The 22910-nt window shown below is 50.0% G+C and carries 19 protein-coding genes; 9 read left to right on the top strand and 10 right to left on the bottom strand.

Annotated features, from left to right (window positions below):
* Positions 1 to 76 precede the first annotated feature (76 nt).
* Positions 77 to 991, top strand: coding sequence for a muramoyltetrapeptide carboxypeptidase (ldcA, locus tag OGY68_RS19520; protein ID WP_057066787.1), 915 nt, complete (start codon positions 77 to 79; stop codon positions 989 to 991).
* A gap of 97 nt (positions 992 to 1088) precedes the next feature.
* The gene (locus OGY68_RS19525) at positions 1089 to 2822 is read left to right on the top strand and encodes a potassium/proton antiporter (RefSeq protein WP_057066789.1); all 1734 of its coding nucleotides are present in this window, start codon (positions 1089 to 1091) and stop codon (positions 2820 to 2822) included.
* 104 nt (positions 2823 to 2926) lie between these two features.
* Here OGY68_RS19525 and dadX read toward each other — a convergent pair whose 3' ends face one another.
* Complete coding sequence (gene dadX / locus OGY68_RS19530; protein WP_048235226.1) at positions 2927 to 3997, bottom strand: catabolic alanine racemase DadX; 1071 nt, start codon at positions 3995 to 3997, stop codon at positions 2927 to 2929.
* A gap of 12 nt (positions 3998 to 4009) precedes the next feature.
* Positions 4010 to 5308 (bottom strand): D-amino acid dehydrogenase, encoded by a 1299-nt coding sequence (locus tag OGY68_RS19535; protein ID WP_003833553.1) that lies wholly within the window; start codon positions 5306 to 5308, stop codon positions 4010 to 4012.
* A 322-nt stretch (positions 5309 to 5630) separates the two neighbouring features.
* On the opposite strand from OGY68_RS19535, the gene OGY68_RS19540 reads away from it, so the two are divergent.
* On the top strand, positions 5631 to 7163 hold the full coding sequence (locus OGY68_RS19540) for a SpoVR family protein (protein WP_003833557.1): 1533 nt from the start codon (positions 5631 to 5633) through the stop codon (positions 7161 to 7163).
* Positions 7164 to 7265: 102 nt separating this feature from the next.
* On the opposite strand, the gene fadR is transcribed toward OGY68_RS19540, so the two are convergent.
* Positions 7266 to 7985 (bottom strand): fatty acid metabolism transcriptional regulator FadR, encoded by a 720-nt coding sequence (fadR, locus tag OGY68_RS19545; protein ID WP_003833559.1) that lies wholly within the window; start codon positions 7983 to 7985, stop codon positions 7266 to 7268.
* Positions 7986 to 8221: 236 nt separating this feature from the next.
* Between fadR and nhaB the strand changes: the two genes are divergently transcribed.
* From nhaB to OGY68_RS19575, 6 genes are all read left to right on the top strand, one after another.
* Positions 8222 to 9766, top strand: a complete 1545-nt coding sequence (nhaB, locus tag OGY68_RS19550; RefSeq protein WP_008785014.1) for a Na(+)/H(+) antiporter NhaB — start codon at positions 8222 to 8224, stop codon at positions 9764 to 9766.
* A 141-nt stretch (positions 9767 to 9907) separates the two neighbouring features.
* Positions 9908 to 10438, top strand: coding sequence for a disulfide bond formation protein DsbB (gene dsbB / locus OGY68_RS19555; RefSeq protein ID WP_003844060.1), 531 nt, complete (start codon positions 9908 to 9910; stop codon positions 10436 to 10438).
* 110 nt (positions 10439 to 10548) lie between these two features.
* Positions 10549 to 10890, top strand: a complete 342-nt coding sequence (locus tag OGY68_RS19560; protein WP_003020940.1) for a TehB family protein — start codon at positions 10549 to 10551, stop codon at positions 10888 to 10890.
* A 345-nt stretch (positions 10891 to 11235) separates the two neighbouring features.
* Entirely contained in the window at positions 11236 to 11598 is a 363-nt protein-coding gene (locus tag OGY68_RS19565; RefSeq protein ID WP_126317631.1) for a GtrA family protein, read from the top strand.
* Entirely contained in the window at positions 11595 to 12524 is a 930-nt protein-coding gene (locus tag OGY68_RS19570; protein ID WP_286617333.1) for a glycosyltransferase family 2 protein, read from the top strand. Before OGY68_RS19565 ends, OGY68_RS19570 begins: the two co-directional genes overlap by 4 nt.
* A complete protein-coding gene (locus OGY68_RS19575; protein WP_286617335.1) occupies positions 12511 to 13998 on the top strand; it encodes a glucosyltransferase domain-containing protein in 1488 nt (495 codons plus the stop codon). The genes OGY68_RS19570 and OGY68_RS19575 overlap by 14 nt, the downstream gene beginning before the upstream one ends.
* 353 nt (positions 13999 to 14351) lie before the next feature.
* On the opposite strand, the gene OGY68_RS22985 is transcribed toward OGY68_RS19575, so the two are convergent.
* From OGY68_RS22985 to OGY68_RS19610, 7 genes are read right to left on the bottom strand one after another with little or no spacing between them, the layout of a single operon-like run.
* Positions 14352 to 15806 carry a tail fiber/spike domain-containing protein gene (locus tag OGY68_RS22985; RefSeq protein ID WP_502873531.1) on the bottom strand — a complete coding sequence of 485 codons (1455 nt, stop codon included), beginning with the start codon at positions 15804 to 15806 and terminating at the stop codon, positions 14352 to 14354.
* Positions 15807 to 15862: 56 nt separating this feature from the next.
* Positions 15863 to 18349, bottom strand: a complete 2487-nt coding sequence (locus OGY68_RS19585) for a host specificity factor TipJ family phage tail protein (protein ID WP_286617337.1) — start codon at positions 18347 to 18349, stop codon at positions 15863 to 15865.
* Positions 18309 to 18728, bottom strand: a complete 420-nt coding sequence (locus OGY68_RS19590) for an NlpC/P60 family protein (protein WP_191235481.1) — start codon at positions 18726 to 18728, stop codon at positions 18309 to 18311. Before OGY68_RS19590 ends, OGY68_RS19585 begins: the two co-directional genes overlap by 41 nt.
* Entirely contained in the window at positions 18721 to 19191 is a 471-nt protein-coding gene (locus OGY68_RS19595) for a hypothetical protein (RefSeq protein WP_109174257.1), read from the bottom strand. The genes OGY68_RS19590 and OGY68_RS19595 overlap by 8 nt, the downstream gene beginning before the upstream one ends.
* Positions 19191 to 19688, bottom strand: a complete 498-nt coding sequence (locus tag OGY68_RS19600) for a hypothetical protein (RefSeq protein ID WP_286617339.1) — start codon at positions 19686 to 19688, stop codon at positions 19191 to 19193. The genes OGY68_RS19595 and OGY68_RS19600 overlap by 1 nt, the downstream gene beginning before the upstream one ends.
* A 43-nt stretch (positions 19689 to 19731) precedes the next feature.
* The gene (locus OGY68_RS19605) at positions 19732 to 19959 is read right to left on the bottom strand and encodes a hypothetical protein (RefSeq protein ID WP_284962323.1); all 228 of its coding nucleotides are present in this window, start codon (positions 19957 to 19959) and stop codon (positions 19732 to 19734) included.
* Entirely contained in the window at positions 19959 to 22901 is a 2943-nt protein-coding gene (locus OGY68_RS19610) for a tail protein (tape measure) (protein WP_286617342.1), read from the bottom strand. Before OGY68_RS19610 ends, OGY68_RS19605 begins: the two co-directional genes overlap by 1 nt.
* Positions 22902 to 22910: the final 9 nt, after the last annotated feature.

Genomic DNA, 22910 nt, shown 5'->3' on the forward strand with positions numbered 1-22910 from the left:
ACCTGTCGCTGAGGTGACAACGACATACCTACGCGGCATGATATACATTTGGTTTTAGTTGTAGCAAGGAAATGCCATGTCCCGGTTTCACTTAATTGCCCCGTCGGGCTACTGTATCAATCAGCAGGCTGCCTTACGTGGGCTTGCGCGTCTTATTGAGGCCGGTCATCAGGTCGACAATTCAGCGGTCATTGCGCGCCGCTGCCAGCGTTTTGCGGGGACAGAGGCAGAAAGGCTTGCTGATGTGAACTCGCTCGTTAATCTGAAAACCCCCGATACCGTTGTGATGGCGGTACGCGGCGGCTATGGCGCGAGCCGTTTACTGGAAGATATTGACTGGCAGGGGCTGGCAGCCCGCCAGCAACAAGATCCGCTGCTGCTGTGCGGACACAGCGATTTTACGGCGATCCAGTGTGGTCTGCTGGCACAGGGGAATGTGATTAGCTTCAGCGGCCCGATGCTGGCGGCGAACTTCGGCGCCGAAGAAATGAACGCATTCACCGAGCACCATTTCTGGCAGGCTTTGCGTAATGCCCAATTTACCCTCGAATGGCAGGGTGACGGTCCACAGTGCGCAACTGAAGGTACACTGTGGGGCGGAAATCTGGCGATGATCATTTCGTTGATGGGTACACCGTGGATGCCGGCCATCAAAAACGGCATTTTGGTGCTGGAAGACATTAACGAGCATCCATTCCGTGTCGAGCGTATGCTGCTGCAGCTGTACCACGCCGGAATACTGGCCCAGCAAAACGCCATTATCCTCGGCAGTTTTAGCGGCAGCGCGCCAAATGATTACGACGCTGGTTACAATCTTGATTCAGTTTGTGATTTTCTGCGCGCCAGATTGTCAGTACCGTTGATCTGCGGCCTCGATTTTGGCCATGAACAACGCACTGTCACCCTGCCTTTGGGAGCCAATGCGGTGCTGAAAAATGATAAAAACGGCACTCAGCTCACCTTAAGTGGGCATCCGGTACTAAAATCGTAAAAAAAGCGGCTAATGGGGCTAAGCAAAACGCTGTTTCTGTCGTTATTATGGTAGGGTTTATTAATACGAAACAGCGTAATTCAGGAGTAACCGAACGTTGGATGCCGCAGCAATTATTAGCCTTTTTATTTTGGGTTCCGTTCTCGTCACCTGCAGTATCTTACTCAGTTCATTCTCATCACGCCTCGGTATCCCTATCCTGGTGATATTTCTCGCTATCGGTATGTTAGCGGGCGTAGATGGTATAGGCGGCATACCTTTCGATAACTATCCATTCGCCTACATGGTGAGTAACCTGGCACTGGCAGTTATCCTGCTCGACGGCGGGATGCGCACCCAGGCCAGCTCTTTTCGCGTTGCGTTAGGCCCGGCGCTATCGTTGGCGACGGTCGGTGTGCTGATTACTTCCGGACTTACTGGCATGATGGCCGCGTGGCTGTTTCATCTGGATCTTATTGAAGGACTCCTGATTGGCGCGATTGTTGGTTCAACCGACGCCGCGGCGGTCTTTTCTCTTCTTGGCGGTAAGGGGCTTAACGAACGCGTTGGCTCTACGCTGGAAATTGAATCCGGCAGTAATGACCCGATGGCCGTATTTCTGACCATCACGCTCATCGCCATGATCCAAAACCACGAAACCGGTTTAAGCTGGATGTTCGCGGTGCACATTATCCAGCAGTTTGGCTTAGGCATCGTTATCGGTCTGGGCGGTGGATATATGCTCCAGCAGATGATTAACCTCATTTCTCTGCCTGCCGGACTGTATCCGCTATTGGCGTTAAGCGGTGGGATCCTGATTTTTGCCCTGACCACTGCGCTGGAAGGCAGCGGTATTCTGGCGGTTTATCTGTGTGGTTTCTTGCTGGGTAATCGCCCTATTCGCAACCGGTTTGGCATTCTGCAAAACTTCGACGGTCTGGCCTGGCTGGCGCAAATCGCCATGTTCCTGGTGCTCGGACTGCTGGTTACGCCGTCCGACCTGCTGCCTATCGTGGTTCCTGCGCTGATTTTGTCTGCGTGGATGATTTTCATTGCCCGCCCACTTTCGGTTTTCGCCGGACTGCTGCCGTTTCGCGGCTTCAATCTGCGCGAGCGCATTTTCATCAGTTGGGTGGGTCTGCGCGGTGCGGTACCCATCATCCTCGCCGTCTTCCCAATGATGGCGGGTCTGGAGAACGCGCGCCTGTTCTTTAACGTCGCGTTCTTCGTGGTACTGATCTCGTTGCTGTTTCAGGGAACCTCTCTTTCTTGGGCCGCTAAAAAAGCCAAAGTGGTGGTCCCTCCTGTTGGCTGGCCCGTGTCGCGCATTGGCCTGGATATTCATCCGGATAACCCGTGGGAGCAGTTTGTTTATCAGCTCAGCGCCGATAAGTGGTGCGTAGGAGCCGCATTGCGCGACCTACATATGCCGGAAGAAACGCGAATAGCCGCCCTGTTTCGTGACAACGTGCTGTTTCACCCCTCCGGCAGCACACGTCTGCGCGAAGGCGACGTATTGTGTGTTATTGGCCGCGAGCGCGATCTCCCGGCTCTTGGCAAGCTGTTCAGCCAGTCGCCACCTGTGTCGTTAGACCAGCGCTTCTTCGGTGATTTTATTCTTGAAGCCAGCGCAAAATATGCCGATGTGGCGCTGATTTATGGCCTGGAAGATGGCACCGAGTATCGTGATAAGCAGCAAACGTTGGGTGAAATTGTCCAGCATCTGCTTGGTGCCGCGCCGGTCGTCGGTGACCAGGTGGAATTCGCTGGCATGATCTGGACCGTAGCCGAGAAGGAAGATAATGCGGTGCTGAAGGTCGGTGTTCGCGTTGCTGAAGATGAGGATGAGTAAAGCGGATGTTTTGCCGGGTGGCGGCTGCGCCTTACCCGGCCTACAAAATGCACTGACTCCGGAGGCCTGATAAACGCAGCAGCATCAGGCAATGCTATATAAAGTTACACCGTCACAACTGGCACGCGCAGCGCCAGAGAACACATTAACTCGTAGCCTACCGTACCTGCGGCGGTGGCCACATCGTCAATTTTAATCTCTTTGCCCCACAGCTCTACCGGCGTCCCGATCCCTGCCTGCGGGCATGGTGTCAGATCTACCGCCAACATATCCATTGAGACTGTCCCCACCGTCCCGGTACGTACACCGTCCACCAGCACCGGAGTACCACTTGGCGCATGGCGTGGATAACCGTCTGCATAGCCGGTCGCTACAATGCCAATGCGCTGCTCGCCGCTGGCAGTGTAGCGTCCACCGTAGCCCACCCGATCGCCAGCTTTCAGCGTTTGTATGCCGATGATCTCACTGCTCAGCGTCATCACTGGCTTCAGGCCGGTGTTAGCGATGTCCCGCCATTGTCCTGAAGGCGACGCACCATACAAAATAATGCCCGGACGAACCCAGTCATAATGCGCTTCAGGGTGCCACAGCGTGGCTGCCGAATTCGACAGCGATCGTCTGCACTCCAGCCCTTCAGTTGCCTGCGCAATACGTGTCATAGCCTCCTGGATACCTTCCGGGTGCTCTGCATCGGCAAAATGGGACATCAGCGTCATTTCACCGACGTTGGGCATCGCCCGCAGCTGTTGCCAGACCGTGGGAACTCTTTCCGGTAAAAAACCAAGGCGGTTCATACCACTGTTCACCTTCAGGTAAACATCGAGCGGCGCCTTCAGGCGCGCATTCTGCAATGCTTTTAGCTGCCAGTTACTGTGTACACAGGTGGTGAGTCGATAATTGTCATATACCGTCAGGTCTTCGGCGTGGAAAAAACCCTCCAGCATGAGTATCGGGCCTTTCCATCCGCGCTCGCGTAGGGTTATCGCCTCTTCAAGATTGAGCATGGCAAAACCATCGGTTGTGCCCAGCGCATTCCAGACGCGTTCAATACCGTGTCCATACGCATTGGCTTTCACCACCGACCAGACGCGGGCGTCCGGCGCGGCCTGGCGGGTAATGGTCAGATTTTGTTTCAACGCCTGCAGGTCAATGCTGGCCAGTATCGGGCGGGTCATCTCACGTCCTTATCAGTTATGTGCGCCATGTAAGTGCCGTGGACGAGAGGGGGTAAACCCCGGACTGTAACGCGCCACGCTCAGATCGTCATAAGGTATGGCTGGCGTGCGGCCAGAAAGGATATCGCTCAGTAGCTGACCGGAGCCGCAGGCCATGGTCCAACCCAGCGTGCCGTGGCCGGTATTGAGCAGCAGATTCTTAAAGCGGGTGCGCCCCACCACAGGCGTTCCGTCCGGCGTCATCGGACGCAGTCCGGTCCAGAAGGTTGCCTGCTCCACATGACCGCCGCGCGGGAAGAGATCGCGTACGACCATTTCCAGCGTTTCACGACGAGGTTGTAGCAATTCTGTATTAAAGCCGACAATCTCCGCCATGCCGCCAACGCGAATACGATTGTCAAAGCGGGTAATAGCGATTTTGTAGGTTTCATCAAGGATAGTAGAAACCGGCGCACCGTCGTCTTGCGCCACCGGAATAGTCAACGAATAGCCTTTGAGCGGATAGACCGGGATATCAACGATCCCTTTCAGCATTGCCGTGGAGTACGAACCAAACGCCATCACATAGGCATCGGCTTTAACTATCTCTTCGCCGCACTGGACGCCATAAATCTGCTCACCATCGCTCAGCAGCTTATCGACCGGGGTGTTAAAGCGAAACTTAACGCCCGCCTGCTCCGCCATCTGAGCCAGACGCTGGGTAAACAGCTGGCAGTCGCCGGTTTCATCATTCGGTAAACGCAGACCACCGGTCAGTTTGTGCGCCACTTCTGCCAGTGCGGGTTCGACTTCCGCCAGACGGTTTGCTTCCAGCAGTTGATATGGCACGCCAGCGTCTTCGAGCACGGCGATGTCGCGGGTGGCGTTTTCATACTGTTGGGCAGTACGGAAAAGTTGCAGGGTTCCGCCCTGGCGCCCTTCGTACTCGATACCGGTAGAGGCGCGCAGCGCTTTCAGGCAATCACGGCTGTATTCCGCCAGTCGCACCATGCGTCCTTTGTTTTCCATGTAGTGGCTGGTGTCGCAGTTGCGCAGCATCTGCCACATCCATTTCAACTGGAACTGGGTTCCGTCAAGACGGACGGCCAGCGGAGCGTGGCGCTGAAACATCCACTTAATTGCTTTTAGCGGTACGCCTGGTGCCGCCCATGGTGCTGCATAACCTGGAGAGATTTGCCCCGCGTTCGCCGCACTGGTTTCCAGTGCCGGACCGGGCTCACGATCAATGACGGTGACATCGTGTCCAGCCTGACTTAAGTACCAGGCGCTGGTCACGCCAACGACACCACTTCCCAGTATGACAACTCGCATAGCCACTCCGTTAACAGTAAAAGAACAATCATCTAATTACATCTTGATAACTCAGTTGAAAATATTATTCAACATATGGCTTTTTTATGGTGACTTACCTCACATATAGCGGTGATAGCTGGGGACTCTCCGCTTTGGCATCTCCTGCTGTGCGTTATTTTTATCCAGCATATAATTTTGCGGCCATGCCATTTTTCGACGCCTCGCTAACGTGAAATCGCAAAGAAAAAATTTCTGCCGCAGCACGTTTTTTAACACCATGATCTATGCTTGACATGAGGTACTCCAGACAGAGAGTGCCGCCAACAATGAGGGTGCGCGAATGGCTACGATTGATTCCATGAACAAGGACAGCACACGGTTAAGCGATGGACCCGACTGGACGTTTGATCTGCTGGATGTCTATCTGGCAGAGATAGACCGCGTGGCGAAACTCTACAGACTGGATACCTACCCGCACCAAATCGAGGTGATCACCTCCGAACAGATGATGGATGCTTATTCCAGCGTCGGGATGCCGATCAACTATCCTCACTGGTCGTTTGGTAAAAAGTTTATTGAAACCGAGCGCTTGTATAAACATGGTCAGCAGGGGCTGGCCTATGAGATTGTTATCAACTCCAATCCGTGTATCGCGTATCTGATGGAGGAGAACACCATCACCATGCAGGCGCTGGTGATGGCGCATGCCTGCTACGGACACAACTCCTTCTTCAAAAACAACTACCTGTTCCGAAGCTGGACGGATGCCAGTTCCATTGTCGATTACCTGATCTTCGCGCGAAACTATATTACCCAGTGTGAAGAGCGTTACGGCGTGGATGAAGTCGAAAAGCTGCTCGACTCCTGCCATGCGCTGATGAACTACGGCGTTGACCGTTACAAACGCCCGCAAAAAATTTCCCTACAGGAAGAGAAAGCCCGTCAGAAAAGCCGTGAAGAGTATCTGCAAAGCCAGGTGAATATGTTGTGGCGCACGCTGCCGAAGAAAGAGGAAGAGAAAACCGTGGCGGAAGCCCGGCGTTATCCCTCTGAGCCACAGGAGAACCTGCTGTACTTCATGGAGAAGAACGCCCCGCTGCTGGAGTCCTGGCAACGCGAAGTCCTGCGCATTGTACGCAAGGTCAGCCAGTATTTTTATCCGCAGAAACAGACGCAGGTGATGAACGAGGGCTGGGCCACTTTCTGGCATTACACCATCCTGAACCACCTTTATGATGAAGGTAAAGTCACCGAACGGTTTATGCTGGAGTTTCTGCATAGCCATACCAATGTGGTATTTCAGCCGCCCTACAACAGCCCGTGGTATAGCGGGATAAACCCTTATGCCCTGGGATTTGCCATGTTCCAGGATATCAAACGTATTTGTCAGTCGCCGACCGAGGAGGACAAATACTGGTTCCCGGACATAGCGGGTTCTGACTGGCTGGAAACCCTGCATTTTGCGATGCGCGATTTCAAAGATGAGAGCTTTATCAGCCAGTTCCTGTCGCCAAAGGTGATGCGTGATTTCCGTCTGTTCACCGTGCTGGATGACGATCGTCACAACTATCTGGAGATTTCAGCGATTCATAACGAGGAAGGATATCGTGAGATCCGCAACAGGTTGTCGTCGCAATACAACCTCAGCAACCTGGAGCCGAATATTCAAATCTGGAATGTCGATCTGCGTGGCGACCGTTCGCTCACCTTACGCTATATTCCGCATAACCGTGCACCGCTGGATAAAGGACGCAAAGAAGTGCTCAAGCACGTACACCGGCTTTGGGGTTTTGACGTGATGCTGGAGCAACAGAATGAAGATGGCAGCGTGGAGCTGTTGGAGCGTTGCCCGCCAAGGATGAACGGTCTGTAAATCTTATTCCCGGAGGCGGTGTAAACACCATATCCGGCCTACGAAGTGCACGTATTGTAGGCCGGATAAGCCGCTTTGGCGTCGCCATCCGGCTTTGAGCAATTAACGGCCCTGAATCGCCAAATCGCCCGGCAGGCTCTTTTGCATGCGATGCCAAATTTCGCCACTGTCGTGACCATATCGACGCACTGTTTCATACACCTGCTCATGAGCGCCCTGCTCGCAGAGTTCTGACAGTTTACGGTAGAAGCTCAGCGCCAGCGCGCGCGCTTCCGGATTGGCAAAATAATGACGACCAATGCGGGTATATAATCCTTTCATACCGTTGAGGATCAAACCGTAAATCGGATTGCCGGAGGCAAATGCCAGGCCGCGGAAAATGTTATAGTCCAGATCGGCAAATGCGTCAGCGTGGTCGGCCACCTGATTTGCCGTCGCCAGAACCTCCTGTGCTTTATCAGGATGCTGGCGAAACGCAGTGCGAACAAAGATCGTCGAAATATTGGTACGCACGGACAGCAGATTATCAATCAACTGCGGGACACTCTCGTGATCGAGACGCGCCAGCGTTTCAAGAATATTCAGCCCGGAGGTTTCCCAGAAGTTATTCACCTTCGTCGGTTTGCCGTGTTGAATGGTCAACCAGCCATCTCGCGCCAACCGCTGCAATACTTCGCGTAGCGTGGTACGTGTCACCCCAATAAGTTCGGAGAGTTCACGTTCAGCGGGCAAAATAGTGCCAGGTGGGAAGCGGTTATTCCAGATACTTTCAATGATGTACTCTTCCGCGAACCCAGCCGGGCTTTGCGCCTTAATGACCATAGTAAAAATTCCATTACACAGCAAAACATAGTTACACACATCATACCAGATGGGTATCTTAGCTGATAGCTGACGCAATGAAGAAAAAGTGGATCAAGGCTTCATTTTCCAAATAACGCTACAGTACAGCCAACCTTGCCAGTCTCGTGAATAGCTTGCCTGTACTCCCTCCTCCCGCTAAGCTTTGCGGTCAAACATAAAAACATAATTTCATTTTTAAAGGTAGGGAAATCACCATGGAGCTATCATGGGGCCGCGCGATGTGGCGCAATTTTTTAGGTCAATCACCAGACTGGTACAAACTTGCACTGCTTGTCTTCTTAGTCGTTAACCCGATTATTTTTTTCATCAACCCTTTTATCGCCGGCTGGTTGCTGGTGGCCGAGTTCATTTTCACGCTGGCGATGGCGTTAAAATGCTACCCACTGCTGCCAGGCGGGCTGTTGGCTATCGAAGCTGTCATTATTGGTATGACCAGCGCCACGCATGTGCGTGAAGAGGTTGCCGCAAACCTTGAGGTGTTATTGCTGCTGATGTTTATGGTGGCAGGCATCTACTTTATGAAGCAGTTATTACTGTTTATTTTCACGCGTCTGCTGCTCACTATTCGCTCCAAGACGCTGCTGTCACTGTCTTTTTGTGTTGCAGCCGCTTTCCTCTCTGCGTTCCTCGATGCGTTGACCGTCGTTGCCGTGGTAATCAGCGTTGCGGTCGGGTTTTATGGTATCTACCATCGCGTTGCTTCTTCTCGCGCGGAAGACAACAACATGCTTGATGACAGCCATATCGATCAGCACAATAAAGTCGTACTTGAGCAGTTCCGCGGTTTTCTGCGTAGCCTGATGATGCACGCGGGTGTCGGTACGGCGTTAGGCGGCGTGATGACCATGGTGGGCGAGCCACAAAACCTGATTATTGCCAAAGCGGCTGGCTGGCATTTTGGCGACTTCTTCCTGCGCATGTCGCCAGTTACCGTCCCGGTACTGATTTGCGGCCTGTTAACCTGTGTACTGGTCGAGAAATTGCGCTGGTTTGGCTATGGCGAAACGCTGCCGGAGACCGTCCGTGATGTCCTGCAACAGTTTGACGATCAGAGCCGCCAACAACGTACCCGCCAGGACAAAATCAAACTGATTGTCCAGGCGATTATTGGCGTCTGGCTGGTCGTTGCTTTGGCCCTGCATCTGGCAGAAGTCGGATTAATCGGTTTGTCGGTCATCATTCTGGCAACCTCGTTGACCGGTGTCACCGACGAACATGCGATAGGTAAAGCCTTTACCGAGTCGCTACCCTTCACCGCGCTGCTGACCGTGTTCTTCTCTATTGTCGCGGTGATTATCGATCAACAGCTCTTTTCACCGATTATTCAGTTTGTTTTGCAGTCGTCTGAACATGCACAACTGACGCTGTTTTATCTCTTCAACGGCCTGCTGTCTTCGATCTCTGATAACGTTTTTGTTGGTACGATTTATATCAATGAAGCCAAAGCCGCGATGGAACATGGGACCATCAGCCTTAACCAATTTGAGCTGTTGGCGGTGGCGATCAATACCGGGACCAACCTGCCTTCGGTGGCCACGCCAAACGGCCAGGCTGCATTCCTGTTCCTGCTGACCTCTGCACTGGCGCCGTTGATTCGCCTCTCTTATGGTCGCATGGTGTGGATGGCCCTGCCTTATACTCTCGTCCTGACGCTCGTCGGCCTGCTTTGCGTCGAGTTCACGCTAGTTCCGGTGACCGAGTGGATGACCCAAACGGGCTGGTTAGCTACACTTTCATAACAATTAACCGGGCAAATCACTGCCCGGTTTGACTTTTTGCATGATAAATATCCGATTACGCAAATTTTCAATTCCCGCTAGTGGCGCATAAAGTGAATTGGTTTAAACTGCGGTCTCTACGCATGTTGCAGGGAAATGATTATGTTGCGATTTTTAAACCAGTGCTCCCGAGGTCGTGGAGCATGGTTATTGTTGGCGTTAACCGCCTTTGCGCTGGAGCTCGTCGCGCTGTGGTTCCAGCACGTCATGCTGCTAAAACCTTGCGTGTTGTGTATTTACGAACGTAGCGCATTATTTGGCGTGATGGGTGCAGGGCTGGTGGGTGCTATCGCACCAAAAACACCACTGCGCTATGTGGCGATGATAATCTGGATTTACAGTGCCTGGCGCGGACTTCAGTTAGCGTATGAGCACACCATGATTCAGCTGCACCCATCCCCGTTTATGACCTGTGATTTTGCCGCACGCTTCCCAAGCTGGCTGCCACTGGACAAATGGCTGCCGCAGGTGTTTTTAGCGTCCGGTGACTGTGCTGAGCGCCAGTGGTCTTTTTTAACCCTGGAAATGCCGCAGTGGCTGTTGGGGATCTTCGCCGCCTACCTGGTGGTCGCCGTGCTGGTAGTGATAGCACAGCCGTTCAAACCGAAAAAACGTGACCTCTTCGGTCGCTAACAGAGACGCTCCTTCGGGAGCGTTTTTTTTGCCTTAAATTCATTGCCTGCTGGCATCTATAAGATGTATATTAAATACATCTTATAGATGCCACACCAAGGAGATGTCTTATGTCCCATTTACGCATCCCGGCAAACTGGAAAGTTAAACGCTCTACTCCCTTCTTCACGAAAGACAACGTCCCGGCAGCACTTCTTTCTCACCATAACACTGCAGCAGGCGTTTTTGGCCAGCTTTGTGTGATGGAAGGTACGGTAACGTATTACGGCTTTGCCAATGAAGACGCAAAAGAGCCTGAAGTAAAAGTGGTGATTAATGCCGGTCAGTTTGCGACCAGTCCGCCGCAGTACTGGCATCGCGTTGAATTAAGCGACGACGCCCAATTCAACATCAATTTCTGGGTTGAAGATGACAACCATGGCGATGAGATGTATCAGGCGAAAAAGTCTTAAGCCTTAACGCCTGCTAATCGATGGGCGGCTTAGTCCGCCCATGAAGGTTTGTTCAGAATAGGCGGCACTATTAATTTATAGTGCGTCGAAGTGAGCAGAAAGCAGTCGTAAAGCAGAGTGTTAGCGTAAGACGAATCACCACCTTCCGAGGTTTTGAGTTGTTTTGCGCTAATTTTTTGCCCCATCCGTGCCCCATCAAACACCCCCCCAAAAAAGCACAAAGCCCTTCAAACCGATGTAAAGCTTTTTGTGTCCCATTTTTTGTCTCACCATCCAACATCATGGGTCGATCGTTCCGCTTTCAAATGCTAAACTTTGGCCTCTAAGAATTCACTGATTTTTATAATGTTAAAGCTATTCGCCAGATACACATCAATAGGCGTTATCAATACGCTCATTCATTGGGTAGTGTTCGCCATTTGCATATACGCACTTCATACTGGACAGGCTCTCGGTAACTTTGCAGGATTCGTTGTCGCCGTATCGTTCAGCTTCTTTGCTAATGCAAAATTCACCTTCAAGGCATCAACTACAACTATGCGCTACATGCTCTATGTCGGCTTTATGGGAACACTGAGCGCAATTGTTGGCTGGGCTGCTGATAAGTCAGGAATGGCACCTATCATCACGCTAATCGTATTCTCTGCCATCAGTCTGATATGCGGATTTATCTATTCAAAATATATTGTCTTTAGGGATGCGAAATGAAAATTTCTTTAGTCGTTCCGGTTTTTAACGAAGAGGCCACGATACCTATTTTTTATAAAACCGTGCGCGAATTTGAAGGGCTTCAGCAGCATGAAGTCGAGATAGTCTTCATAAACGATGGCAGCAAAGACGCTACAGAATCAATTATCAACGAGCTTGCTGTTGCCGACCCGCTTGTGGTTTCGCTGTCGTTCACACGTAACTTCGGCAAAGAACCCGCCCTGTTCGCAGGTCTGGACCATGCTACCGGGGAGGCAATTATCCCGATTGACGTTGATCTGCAAGACCCGATCGAAGTTATTCCTCACTTGATAGAGAAATGGCAGGCCGGTGCAGATATGGTTCTGGCTAAACGCTCTGACCGCTCCACTGACAGCAGGCTGAAGCGTAAATCTGCTGAGTGGTTCTATAAACTTCATAACAAAATCAGCAACCCTCAGATAGAAGAGAATGTTGGCGACTTCCGGCTCATGTCTCGCGAAGTAGTGGAAAACATTAAGCTCATGCCAGAACGAAACCTGTTTATGAAGGGGGTGCTGAGCTGGGTTGGTGGTCGAACCGATGTCGTAGAATATGCGCGAGCAGAACGCGTTGCAGGAAGCACAAAGTTCAATGGATGGAAGCTATGGAACTTGGCGCTGGAAGGGATCACTAGCTTCTCAACATTCCCGCTTCGCATGTGGACCTATATTGGGTTATTTATTGCATGTATATCATTTACATACGGTTCATGGATGATAATTGATAAATTAATTTTTGGTAATAATGTACCTGGATACCCTTCAATTCTTGTATCAATATTGTTTCTTGGCGGCGTACAACTAGTTGGTATTGGTGTACTTGGAGAGTACATAGGACGTATTTATATTGAAGTTAAGCAGCGCCCAAGATATGTTTTAAAGGATCAGAAAAATGATTGCAAATAAAAATAAAACACCTTTCCATTGGTTCTTGATATCTGTTTTTATATATTTCACCCCCATCATCATGGCAAATATTCATTATGTAGATGATCAGGGAAGAGCTATATGGGGGTATACTGGATGGGCTAGGGATGGTAGACCTTTGGCTGAAATGTTGATGATTGCATTGAATTTCAACATGCACATAACGGACTTATTCCCATTTCCTGCAATATTATCAGTATTTTTGATATCTGTTTGCCTGTATTTTTTTAGCAGGATGTTTATATTGACAGATAATAAATTTATTGGGCTGTTGGTTCCTCTTGGTATTTTATCAAGCCCATTTTTAATTGAAAATGCAATGTATCGCTTTGATGTTTTACCGATGTTCATAAGTATTGCATTGTCATTTTCAGTTGTAATATTTAATTTCAAAAAGACAATTTTAAATATTTCTTTTGCCGCCCTGTTAACATTATTTATATTGTCTATATACCAAGCATCATTAAATTTCATGCTGGTTATTATTCTGTGTAAATATGTTTACATGTACTTTAACTCAGATAGTAACAGACATCTATTAACTTACCTCATAGAAAAGACGGTATCATTAGTTATAGGTGTTGCATTATATTTTTTGGTGGTTATTCCTTTATTTTTAACTGTTGTTGGGGACCCGGATCACCCATCAATTAAAACTGAAGGCATTTTTTCAGTTATATATGAAAACTTAAAATTTTATCTTCATTCAATATCTAGTGGTATTTTTGGGGAATCAGGACGAGTTGCGTTTATAGTAATATTTTTATTTTTCATTGCAATGACGACATTTATCGCGCTAAAGAAATCAATACCTAATAAAAGTATTACTGGTATTATTAATTTTTTAATTACAATAACATCGCCAGTAACAGCTTTGATATTGTCTTTTGCTACTCTATTACCACTTCAGCATCACATCGACGCCCCAAGAGTGATGATCGGTTTTTCTGCTACGATGTTGTTCTTATTCATGATTGTTTATCTTTTCTCGCGAGAAACAAAAAATTCAATAACATATATACTTGTAATTCCTCTGATTTATGTTTTTGGTTTTTTATGTTCATACACAAATGCAATGACAGAAGAAAAAAACATAACCACAGTTCTGTTTCATCAGATTAAAAATGATGCTTTCGAGTTAAGCGGAAAAACAAATCAGATACTTATTTTTAATGGTAAAAAGAAAGACAATGATGTTTTTGTAAACGCTCGAAATAATTATCCGTTAATATCTAGATTTTTCCCAGAGTATTTCTATAATTGGGATTGGCCATTCCCTTATATGAATAGAGTTGGAGTTTACTTTAAACACCCTGGGAATACAAACATTGCAAGTGTGTTAAATGAAAAAACCTTTTGCTCAACCGCAAAGATTAAAAGAGCATATGAATATAACTTATACTCATATGATGATATTATTGTAGTTGATTTTGACAAAAACATTTGTCAGTGATTATTATGGCGCATCGATGCTTTATATTGATGCGCCATAAATTAATCAAGTATTTGTTCCATCAGCTCGCTGCCATGATGAAGCTGTGCCGTTATACCATATTGGAAGACCTAGCGTTGTATCATAATACATCTGCCCACTGACTGGTGCTGTAGGGCGCTCCGCAGTAGACCCACGGAGAACAATAACTGAATCAGGCATGCCATTACATGCTAATACTCTAGTGCTACCATCTACATAACCGCCACCAGTTATGTTTGCAATACTATTACCTGTACTGGTGCAACCTACTAAAATAATACCTGTGCACCCTGTTGATATGTTGAACCCATACTTTGGGGTTATGTTGGCCATTATTCGTATACCTCTACAAAACCAGCATTCACACTGGTAAATGTTAAGTCGTGACAATCGTTTAAAAGAAGACATGAGTTCACAGCGTTAGTAAAACTACTGCCAGAAAAAACACTATTACGCACATTAATTAAGTGAATAGCATTGTCATTACTATAATGACCACCAGAGTTTACCATGTAAATTTCTCTTGCTCCGTTAATTGTAAGACCTGTTCCGTTGAATGCGCCAAAAGTACTTCCGCTAATACGACTTAAAGCGATTCTTTTGAGATAGGTCTTACATTCACAAACTAGATTATCAAGAATAACAACACCACCTACGAATTTAGATGCATTATTGAACACGGAGTCATCAATTTCAATTATCAGGCCAATATCGCCATTGTATAGGTATGAATTACTAACTCTTGTATCCGTCCCGTTACGAACTTCAATCTTACCGGAACTACTCCATATACGGTCGAAGTAAGCACCGTTTGCATAGTCAAAAGAAACTTCACCAGCATTCAACTCAGGCTCGCAGTAAATATTTCCAGAAAATAGATTTACTTCATAAAATGTTGGGTAGTAGTACGCATGTAACTGTATAACCCCATGATATACAGTGCATTGTTCCATCCTGAAATGATTAGTGTACTGTGCTATTATTAAAAATGGACTTCCAGCGCCCGGATTGGAGAATGTTATTCCTTTAAAGCATACATCGGAGAGTCTATTATTATACTCGCGCCCATTGCCTGTAACAGCGAATATAGCAGCCCCCGTTACTGCTGGCTGTATCTCACATGTCTTGCGTCCAGATCCTATAATTGTAACTGGGGATGTGATATCAACCCCTGAAGCTTTGTAAGTACCACTTCCAATATATAGAGTTTTAGACTTACTAGCTATTGCTGCATTTACAGCATTTTGCATCTTTTCAGATTCATCAGACCCATCACCTACTAAATCGAAATCTGATGCGTTAACAAAATCATCCAGCTTTTCTTGAAGCGTTCTATAAACAGAACTGCCGCTTTGCTTCCACTTATAACCAACAAGACCAGCACCAGTTGTTTTCGCCAGATCTCCCCTCAGGGTGGCATCTCCAACTGACAACCATGCACCTGTGCCAATACCTCCTGTTGATTCTGGAGTAGATCCAGCGGGAACAACTTTGGGGAATACGCCATCCCATCGGTAATACTCTCCGATAGACTCAAGGCGCAGAACCTGATTGGGAAGGGTCAGAGTATTTCCGTCTTCGAAACTGTCCAACGTGATATAGCCAAACGCGGCAATTGCCTGCTGAGCAATCCAGCGCATTCCTTCAATGGTGTAGTGAGCATTGCCAAAACGGTCGATATATTGCCGGGCCATTGACGTAACAAATTCATCAATCTTCCCTGCATTAAATTTCAGGTCGCGCGGTGATTCGCTTGGTACCGGCTGGTTAGTAGGTTGCGTAGCCATATTATTTCCATAAAAAACCCGGCTCGATGCCGGGTTGTGCTGTGAAAGTTGGTGGTCTATTCGTGAATCTTGTCGCTGTACTCAGCGAGAGTTAATGCGGTATTACCCTTTCCGTCTGGTTGTTTGGCGGTGACAGTCCATCGCCCGGCGTCAAGCTCCTCCGAGGTAGCAATTGCATATCGTGAAGGTGACTGAACGTCGAATCCGTCATAAAGGTTGAGAGTGATAGCGGGAATTGCAGCGGTAAATCCAAACGGCGTATCTGCGCGTGGTGATGCTGGATAGCGCGCCGTAGTCGCCCCCATAGAGTCGGTTATCTGAACGAACATCGATCCGGAGAAGGTGATGCTCTCACTGGTTTCAAAGTCGTTGCCGGTGCGCGACACAATATAGCCAGCCTGCTGGTTGGTATCGTAAGTATCCGGCACCTGGACCATATCCCCGATATTCACCCATTCGCCATCAGCGAGCGCTGTGACAGACATCGTCATGCGGGAATAGATAAGTCGGCGGCACTCACGCAAGGCGCGCTCATTAGCCTGGAAGCGATTCCTGATATACAGCAGCTCGAACTTTTTCGCCTTTATCGGCTGACCTTCAACAATGCTGTTCCCATCCACCCGGTACCGCACGTAGTCCTGCTTGTTGGTGTCCGGGTTACGATACTGAACCTCCACGCCGTCAAAGCCGCCGGGAAGCGTCATGTCGTAGGACAGTGAATATCCCTCTGGCTTCGTGTTTGACCGGTTGAAGATGGTGGCCGGCGACGTTTTTTTGCCGTCACGCGTAAATGACAAAACGCCATTATCATCGTAAGCCGACACGCTTGCCGCATCACAAATAGACTCCATGCGCGAGCCAAGCGAGATGTCCTCATCATCGAAGGTGTAGTCGAAGTAACCAAGTCGCGTGTCGATAGCATCGATCTCTGCCTGGATCTGGTACAACCCATAAATGTCTATCGTGTCTTCTGGCTGCTTACCCGTGACCAGCCAGTTATGCAGTGCAATGTCTGCAAACTTACGCGACGGTCTGGTGGTGTAGTCAACCTGCTGCGTCGCGGCGTTGTAGCTGATAACGTGCCTGGTGATAAGCGCGTTGTACTTACGCTCACGCCCGCTGGTCGCGTTCTCAGTGGCCCTGACTTTCACCATTACCAGCGTATCATCCGGATAAACAACATTACTGCGTATATTGACTGAGTGAATTTCTTCCAGCTGCAGCACGCTTCTGTCGTGGCTGCCGTTCGTTCTTGTCAGGGAAATGGAATATCGACCAAACCCGGCCGTCGGAATGATTTTATCTGTCTGGTAAAAGGTATCTGACAGATCATCTCGCGGGTTCTGGACGTGATAGACAAGCTCCTGCTGCGTGCCGGGGATCTGATTGTTATCATCATCAACTTTCCAGATAACCACCTTCCAGTCGGTGTAATCCTTCGGACCGAGCCTGGACTGCGTGTGTATCCATAGCTGTTCTGCCGGAAGCGGCGAGAAAAACGGACCGACGGTAACGCCAGAATTCTGCATCAGGATAAATTTGGTCGTGTTTATCGTCGCGGTATCAATAGGGACGCCCGGACCATTCAGCTGGTCAAAGATGAACTCGTAATATTGAACAGGGTTTATCACCGCCCCATCATCGCTTTCGATGCAGTTGATTAGATTGGCGCTGATAGTCACATCCTGTGTAACCGGCCCCTCAGTCGTCGAATACGTGATGTTGATAATGAATTTAACTGGTGATGGCCTAGGCAGGTCTTTGAAAAAATCAAACTCCGCCTGCTTGACGATCTTCATCGATATCTGACCACCAGCATAATTACCGCTGACTACTGTATTGGCGGTTGCCGTTTCAACCGGTAGCTCATCACTTTCGTTAGGGCCTGGCAACTCCTGACCATCAACATCATCAAACTGGTACCCCTCCTGAATTGTTGGGATGGTTTCTCCAGGCTGATAAATCGTGTAGCTGGCGCCAGCCATAGATCCGAGATTCGACTCTGAAAAGCGAACTGACGTGACGTCATACTTACCCAGGCCAAAGCACATCAACTCGGTAACGTATTTCAGGTTACTCACATACTCAAAAAGCGACTCCTGAATCAGGTCCGGGAATGCCCTTACCTGACCGAAGTTATCCGGCTTCGCTTCGCCGTTGCGAGCGATGTTCGTCTGCCCTTTCAGGCTGTTGTTTGGTGATGTTTTGCTGTTACCGGCGGCAGCGGATCCGGCATTAGGCTTTGGCATCAGGCCGGACAGAACCTTCTGCGTGAACTTAATCGGGTTGAGGTGCTCGAGTGGGTTAAGGATGGTCCCTATCAGGCCGCCACCTTTTGGCTGGTCAAAGATGATGACCCGGTCAGACTCCTGAAGGATGAACGCCAGCTCATCATCCGGCTGCAGCTCTCTGCCGTTCACGTTGATTCTGACGTCTTTGTGCAGGCTTTCCTGCATCATCCACTCAGAAAATACCGTACCAACCTCTACGACAGCCCTGTCCTTAGGCATCCCGGGAACTCGCTGGATCTCGATAATCGGCATAAGAATAAAACTCGACTCTGGTGAATAGCTTTTGAATTGTTCTGATGGCGTCAGACCTTACGTGCCCGTTTTCCCCGCGGCTGTGTAGAGCGCGACCATCAACTATCATCCCGACGTGAACCGGTTGACTTCCAACCCACGCCACGAAGATGCCGTCCTCCGCAAACACGTCGCAGCGCTTCCAGAAGACAACATCAGCGTCATAGCAGGTTAGGAAATCGTGGCCACACTCGTAGTCAGGAGACTGGTGTATTTCGATGCCAAGAACGTGACGGTAGTAAAGCACTACCAGCCCCCAGCAATCTGCCGTCTCGAAACTGCATGCCCGGTTTCGCCACGGCATTCCCGTAACAAGGGACACAAACTCATCTTTAGACATTCTGCAGCCCCGGGAACTCTTCGACGGTATACAGGCGCCCAACGTTGCGGTTGAGTGGATTTATTCGGGTGAGCGGACAGGTAACGTCCTTGTCATCCATCGAGCAGTCGCTGACATACAGCGTCCACGACTTAATCGCCGTCCCCATGTCCGCAGCATCAAACAGTTGGTAAGTGGCAGATATTGGCGTGATGCGGTCGAAGGCCTTCCACTGTTTCAGCTTTTGCTTGAAATCCTGCGCCAATCGGCTGAACTTTACGGTACTGTCGAGGATCGGCGTATTGCTCTGCTGGCTTTCAGTAAGCTCCATGCGGCATGGCGTATACACCTGGCCACCGAGCGTCTTCGGGAAGATTTGATTATTTACCAGCCTCACATAACCAAAAACCGGACTGTAGAACGTTATTGTTTCGTACAGTATCCGGTTTGGTCGCTGGCTTTGAAACTCTCTGAGTGTTGGCATTAAGGTACCCTGGGGATGCTTTCCGGATCCCGGTCATCAGGATATCCGGTGACAATAATATCCAGCCATGACGCCCACGGCGGTGGAAGCTCGACAATGATGTCGTCGTATTCGTCATCAGAGTTAACCAGTTCCCGCGCAACGACATCTCCGCTCCAGGTAAACACGGACCCGGACTGCGACCATGTCGGCCACGCAAGGAAATGCAGCTCCTGTATCTCAATTCCGGTGTCTCCTGTCCCGGCGCCAAGAGGCATCGTGAACCACTGGTTGCCGTTGTCGAGATAGTTTGGACTGCGTAACCATTGCATAAAGGCCCGGTGCTGGTCTCTGGTTTTGAAAATCCATGTCAACGAAAACGTCGTCTTCAGATCGTCGGTGAGTTTCTGGAATATCGGCGCACCGACCGTCGGCTGGTCAGTCCTGAACCCGGTATCTGTGGCCGGTGTTTTTCCTTTTTGCGCCAGCGGGAGCCAGTCAGGATATGGGATCGCCATAGCATTCCTCAGACATTAAAAAACCCGCCTGAGCGGGTTATAACTAAATTAGTTCAACGGGGCCGGTTGGCGAGTCAAATATACTTATGTTGACTGATTTGATATCTCCGGCACTTGTCACTTTAAACTCAACGCCGCTAGGTAATTCAACCTCAATAATTGACCCTTCAGAAGTCACAACCTGATAGGTAACAGGCTTGTTATGGCTGAAAATCGTCTCTTCCCCAATAGGAAGTTGCATATAACCTTTTTCACCTGGTCCAATATCCATTATTCTCTAGCTCTCCGCTGTGCTTGGATGTTTCTGGTTATCGATTGGCTCATCTGCCCACCCTGATCCATATCCATGATAAATGCCTGGACAGTTAAAGTGCTACCATTTTGCGTGGCCTGAGCATCGTAGGAATGAGCACCAGAAGAATAATCATTAAATTGTATTGAAACCTGTATCTGACCACCTCCACCGCCCAGGTCTTTGTTGCTGATGACCTTGCCGTTGTCTCCGGGGATCATGTACTGCTTGCCGGTGCTGGCTTGGTAAATCTCAGGCATGCCACTTTCGCCGACTTGGTACATCGAGCCAGCTGATACCGGGCCTCCGTTCTTGCGTTTACCAGCAATTCCTCCAGCCATCGCCATTGCAGCTATGACAGCACCGATACCAATGGCCGCCGCACCACCAAAAGAACCAATAGATGCGACGATAGCCGCTGGAGTCCATGCCGCGGTGGTTGCCGCAGCAGATGAAACGCTCGCTGCCGTGGTTGTCGCCGTTCCTGCGACAGCCGCTGATGTTGTTGCCGCTGTGGCGGCGATCTGCGCACTGCTGCCAGTGATCGCGGATTTAACCCACTCAACACCCATTTGCACAAAGCCATTGATGAGGCTATTCAGCGCGTTGCTTGCTAGAGATTGCATTGCCTCTTGAGCAGACATGCTTCCGGTCAGGATCCCTGTGAAAGCATTGGAAGCATTGCCTGCAAAGGATTCAAAGCTAGCGGCGAGCATTTCATTGCCCAGGCTCTGATTTCTCCATATCTCCCACTGCGCAGAAATGCGAGCCTGCTCGTACTCCCTGTCAGCAGTAGCGCGCAACATAAGTGCATTCTGATGAGTGATAAGCCCCTGCTGTTCGAATGCCTGAATGAGCGCTAGCTTGCGGGCGTTCTCGTTCGCCAGTTGCTGAACAGGGTCAACGCCACCGACCGCATCTTGCTGTGGAGTTACCGCTTGCTGGGCGCGGATTTTTGCCAGGTTTGCCTGGTGAGTAGCCTCCAATCTCTCGGATGTCTGATTAAACTGGTCCTGGCTGATTTTCTTCGCAGCCAGAGCGGTATTAAGATCCTCTACATCCTGCCTGTAACTGGCGTTCTCGCGTGCCTCAGGGAGAAGTTTCTCCGCAGCCGCCTGCGCCTTTATGGCGTTGGCAGTGTCCCATTTTGCAGCAGCATACTGGCGAGCCTCTGCGATCTGCGCTTGAGTAGCTCCTTTTCCAAGAGACTGCTCAGCATTGAGCATCGCCTGTTCACGACTCAGCTTATTGGTTGAGTCGGCGGCAAGTTCTGACTGCTGTTTCAGATTCGCTAGTTTCTGAGCAATAGAATCCGCCTGGGAAGCGCCTTTTTTCTGCCCGGACTGAAGTGTCTTCTGCGCCTGCGTATTCTTGTACGTAGCGGCAGCATCATCTTCCATCTGCTTAGCGTGCGGATCATCCTTCGCAAACCCGGCATCTTCGGCAGCGTATTGCGCCTGCAGCCGCGCGCGGGCCTCGCCCTGTAGTTTGGACAGAGCAAGGTTTCGCTCAGACTGCTTGATGATGTTCTTCTGCCCGGCCGTGAGGTTGTCAGTGGACTTGTTGAGGCTGTCGACGTTGATCTTCGCGTTGGCCGCCTCTCTCGCCAGATCGACAAGCTTACCGGCCAACTCAGCAATGGCTGACTGACCATCTTTTGAGGATGACTTCATTTCCTGGAGTTTTTTCGCCAGTTCCTGAAGTGCTTCCGGGGACGGGTTATTGCTAAGGTCTGATAGTTCTCTTGCCAGATCAAACGCTGACTGCTTGCTGATGCCCAGGCGAGAAGAAAGGGTGCTCACCGTTGAGGAAAGCGAATTCACAATACCAGAGGCATATTGACCCTGGCTGTTGGCCTGCTGAATGGCCTGGCTCCAGTCTGTGGTGGTAACACCAAGCGCAGAAAGCTCATCGTTAAATTTCTTGATGCTTGGAGACGCCCCACCTACCGCCGCCAGTGCGCGATCGCCTAACGTAATGAAAGCATCAGACGCGTCACTAATGGCCTTCGGAATCTTTGAGATGGCCTGGTTATACTCCAGCAGCGCCTGATTACGGAGCAGTGTTGCAACGTCAGCATTTACACGCGCCAGCGCGGCATATTTGTCTGAAAGTGCGGCCACGCCTTGCGAGGAAATGGTGATTACCTTATCCATCGCTTCGGCTGCGTCTTTCAGCGCATCCATGGCGTTCTTACCGCCATTCAGAGAAGTAATTAGCACGCCAGCCAGCACAGAGCTAAGCGCTATTATGGCGCCAACGACTGCACCACCAGGACCGAATGCACCAGCGAGTTGCGAGCCCTGCTGAGCGAACGCCACCAGCGCAGACTGCCCACCCTGCACCTGCACGATGAAGTCCTGAACCTGGTACCCGGCCTGCTGCATGCTGGTTTTCCAGCTACCAGTGCCTTTTGCACCATTTTCAACGCCTGTCTTCATGTCATACAGGCGACCAGTCAGCTCACCGATTTTCTGCTTCTCTTCGTCGGTGGCTTTCGACCCTGCACGCAACTGCGCAGCCAGAACTGCGGCACTACGCGCGCCATTTTCCTGCGCTTCGTCCAGCACGGCCAGTTGGTTACCCAGCGCCTCGATGATGGATTCCGCTCGACTGAATTCACTGCTCGCTCCGCCGGTACCGCTGCGGGCCTCTTCCATTGCGCGGGCAATTCCGTTCACGTTGGTATTCAGCTTGCGCAGCTGGTTATCCATCGAGTTTGCATAACCGGCCAGTTCAGTAAATGCGGATCCGGTTTGAGACGCGCTCTGGTCGAGGTTGTCCATTCCCTTGCCTGACTGCTGGGCCGCAGCATCCAGTTTATCCAGAGCGTAAATGGCTTGTTTCCCGCCCTGCAGCAGCGGCTCAACGTCGGCGCTGATTTCATACACGATGCTACCGGCGTTCTTCTCACCTGCCATATCATTCTC

Source organism: Citrobacter sp. Cpo065 (genome assembly GCF_030332805.1).
GTDB lineage: Bacteria > Pseudomonadota > Gammaproteobacteria > Enterobacterales > Enterobacteriaceae > Citrobacter > Citrobacter portucalensis.

Bases quoted from the DNA above. Each gene is read 5' to 3' on its own strand.
- OGY68_RS19605 (WP_284962323.1), bottom strand. From the start codon at position 19,959: ATGGATATTGGACCAGGTGAAAAAGGTTATATGCAACTTCCTATTGGG.
- OGY68_RS19590 (WP_191235481.1), bottom strand. From the start codon at position 18,728: ATGTCTAAAGATGAGTTTGTGTCCCTTGTTACGGGAATGCCGTGGCGA.
- OGY68_RS19540 (WP_003833557.1), top strand. From the start codon at position 5,631: ATGGCTACGATTGATTCCATGAACAAGGACAGCACACGGTTAAGCGAT.
- ldcA (WP_057066787.1), top strand. From the start codon at position 77: ATGTCCCGGTTTCACTTAATTGCCCCGTCGGGCTACTGTATCAATCAG.
- OGY68_RS19600 (WP_286617339.1), bottom strand. From the start codon at position 19,688: ATGGCGATCCCATATCCTGACTGGCTCCCGCTGGCGCAAAAAGGAAAA.
- OGY68_RS19595 (WP_109174257.1), bottom strand. From the start codon at position 19,191: ATGCCAACACTCAGAGAGTTTCAAAGCCAGCGACCAAACCGGATACTG.
- OGY68_RS19535 (WP_003833553.1), bottom strand. From the start codon at position 5,308: ATGCGAGTTGTCATACTGGGAAGTGGTGTCGTTGGCGTGACCAGCGCC.
- OGY68_RS19565 (WP_126317631.1), top strand. From the start codon at position 11,236: ATGTTAAAGCTATTCGCCAGATACACATCAATAGGCGTTATCAATACG.
- OGY68_RS19570 (WP_286617333.1), top strand. From the start codon at position 11,595: ATGAAAATTTCTTTAGTCGTTCCGGTTTTTAACGAAGAGGCCACGATA.
- OGY68_RS19585 (WP_286617337.1), bottom strand. From the start codon at position 18,349: ATGCCGATTATCGAGATCCAGCGAGTTCCCGGGATGCCTAAGGACAGG.
- dsbB (WP_003844060.1), top strand. From the start codon at position 9,908: ATGTTGCGATTTTTAAACCAGTGCTCCCGAGGTCGTGGAGCATGGTTA.
- fadR (WP_003833559.1), bottom strand. From the start codon at position 7,985: ATGGTCATTAAGGCGCAAAGCCCGGCTGGGTTCGCGGAAGAGTACATC.
- OGY68_RS19560 (WP_003020940.1), top strand. From the start codon at position 10,549: ATGTCCCATTTACGCATCCCGGCAAACTGGAAAGTTAAACGCTCTACT.
- OGY68_RS22985 (WP_502873531.1), bottom strand. From the start codon at position 15,806: ATGGCTACGCAACCTACTAACCAGCCGGTACCAAGCGAATCACCGCGC.
- OGY68_RS19575 (WP_286617335.1), top strand. From the start codon at position 12,511: ATGATTGCAAATAAAAATAAAACACCTTTCCATTGGTTCTTGATATCT.
- nhaB (WP_008785014.1), top strand. From the start codon at position 8,222: ATGGAGCTATCATGGGGCCGCGCGATGTGGCGCAATTTTTTAGGTCAA.
- dadX (WP_048235226.1), bottom strand. From the start codon at position 3,997: ATGACCCGCCCGATACTGGCCAGCATTGACCTGCAGGCGTTGAAACAA.
- OGY68_RS19610 (WP_286617342.1), bottom strand. From the start codon at position 22,901: ATGGCAGGTGAGAAGAACGCCGGTAGCATCGTGTATGAAATCAGCGCC.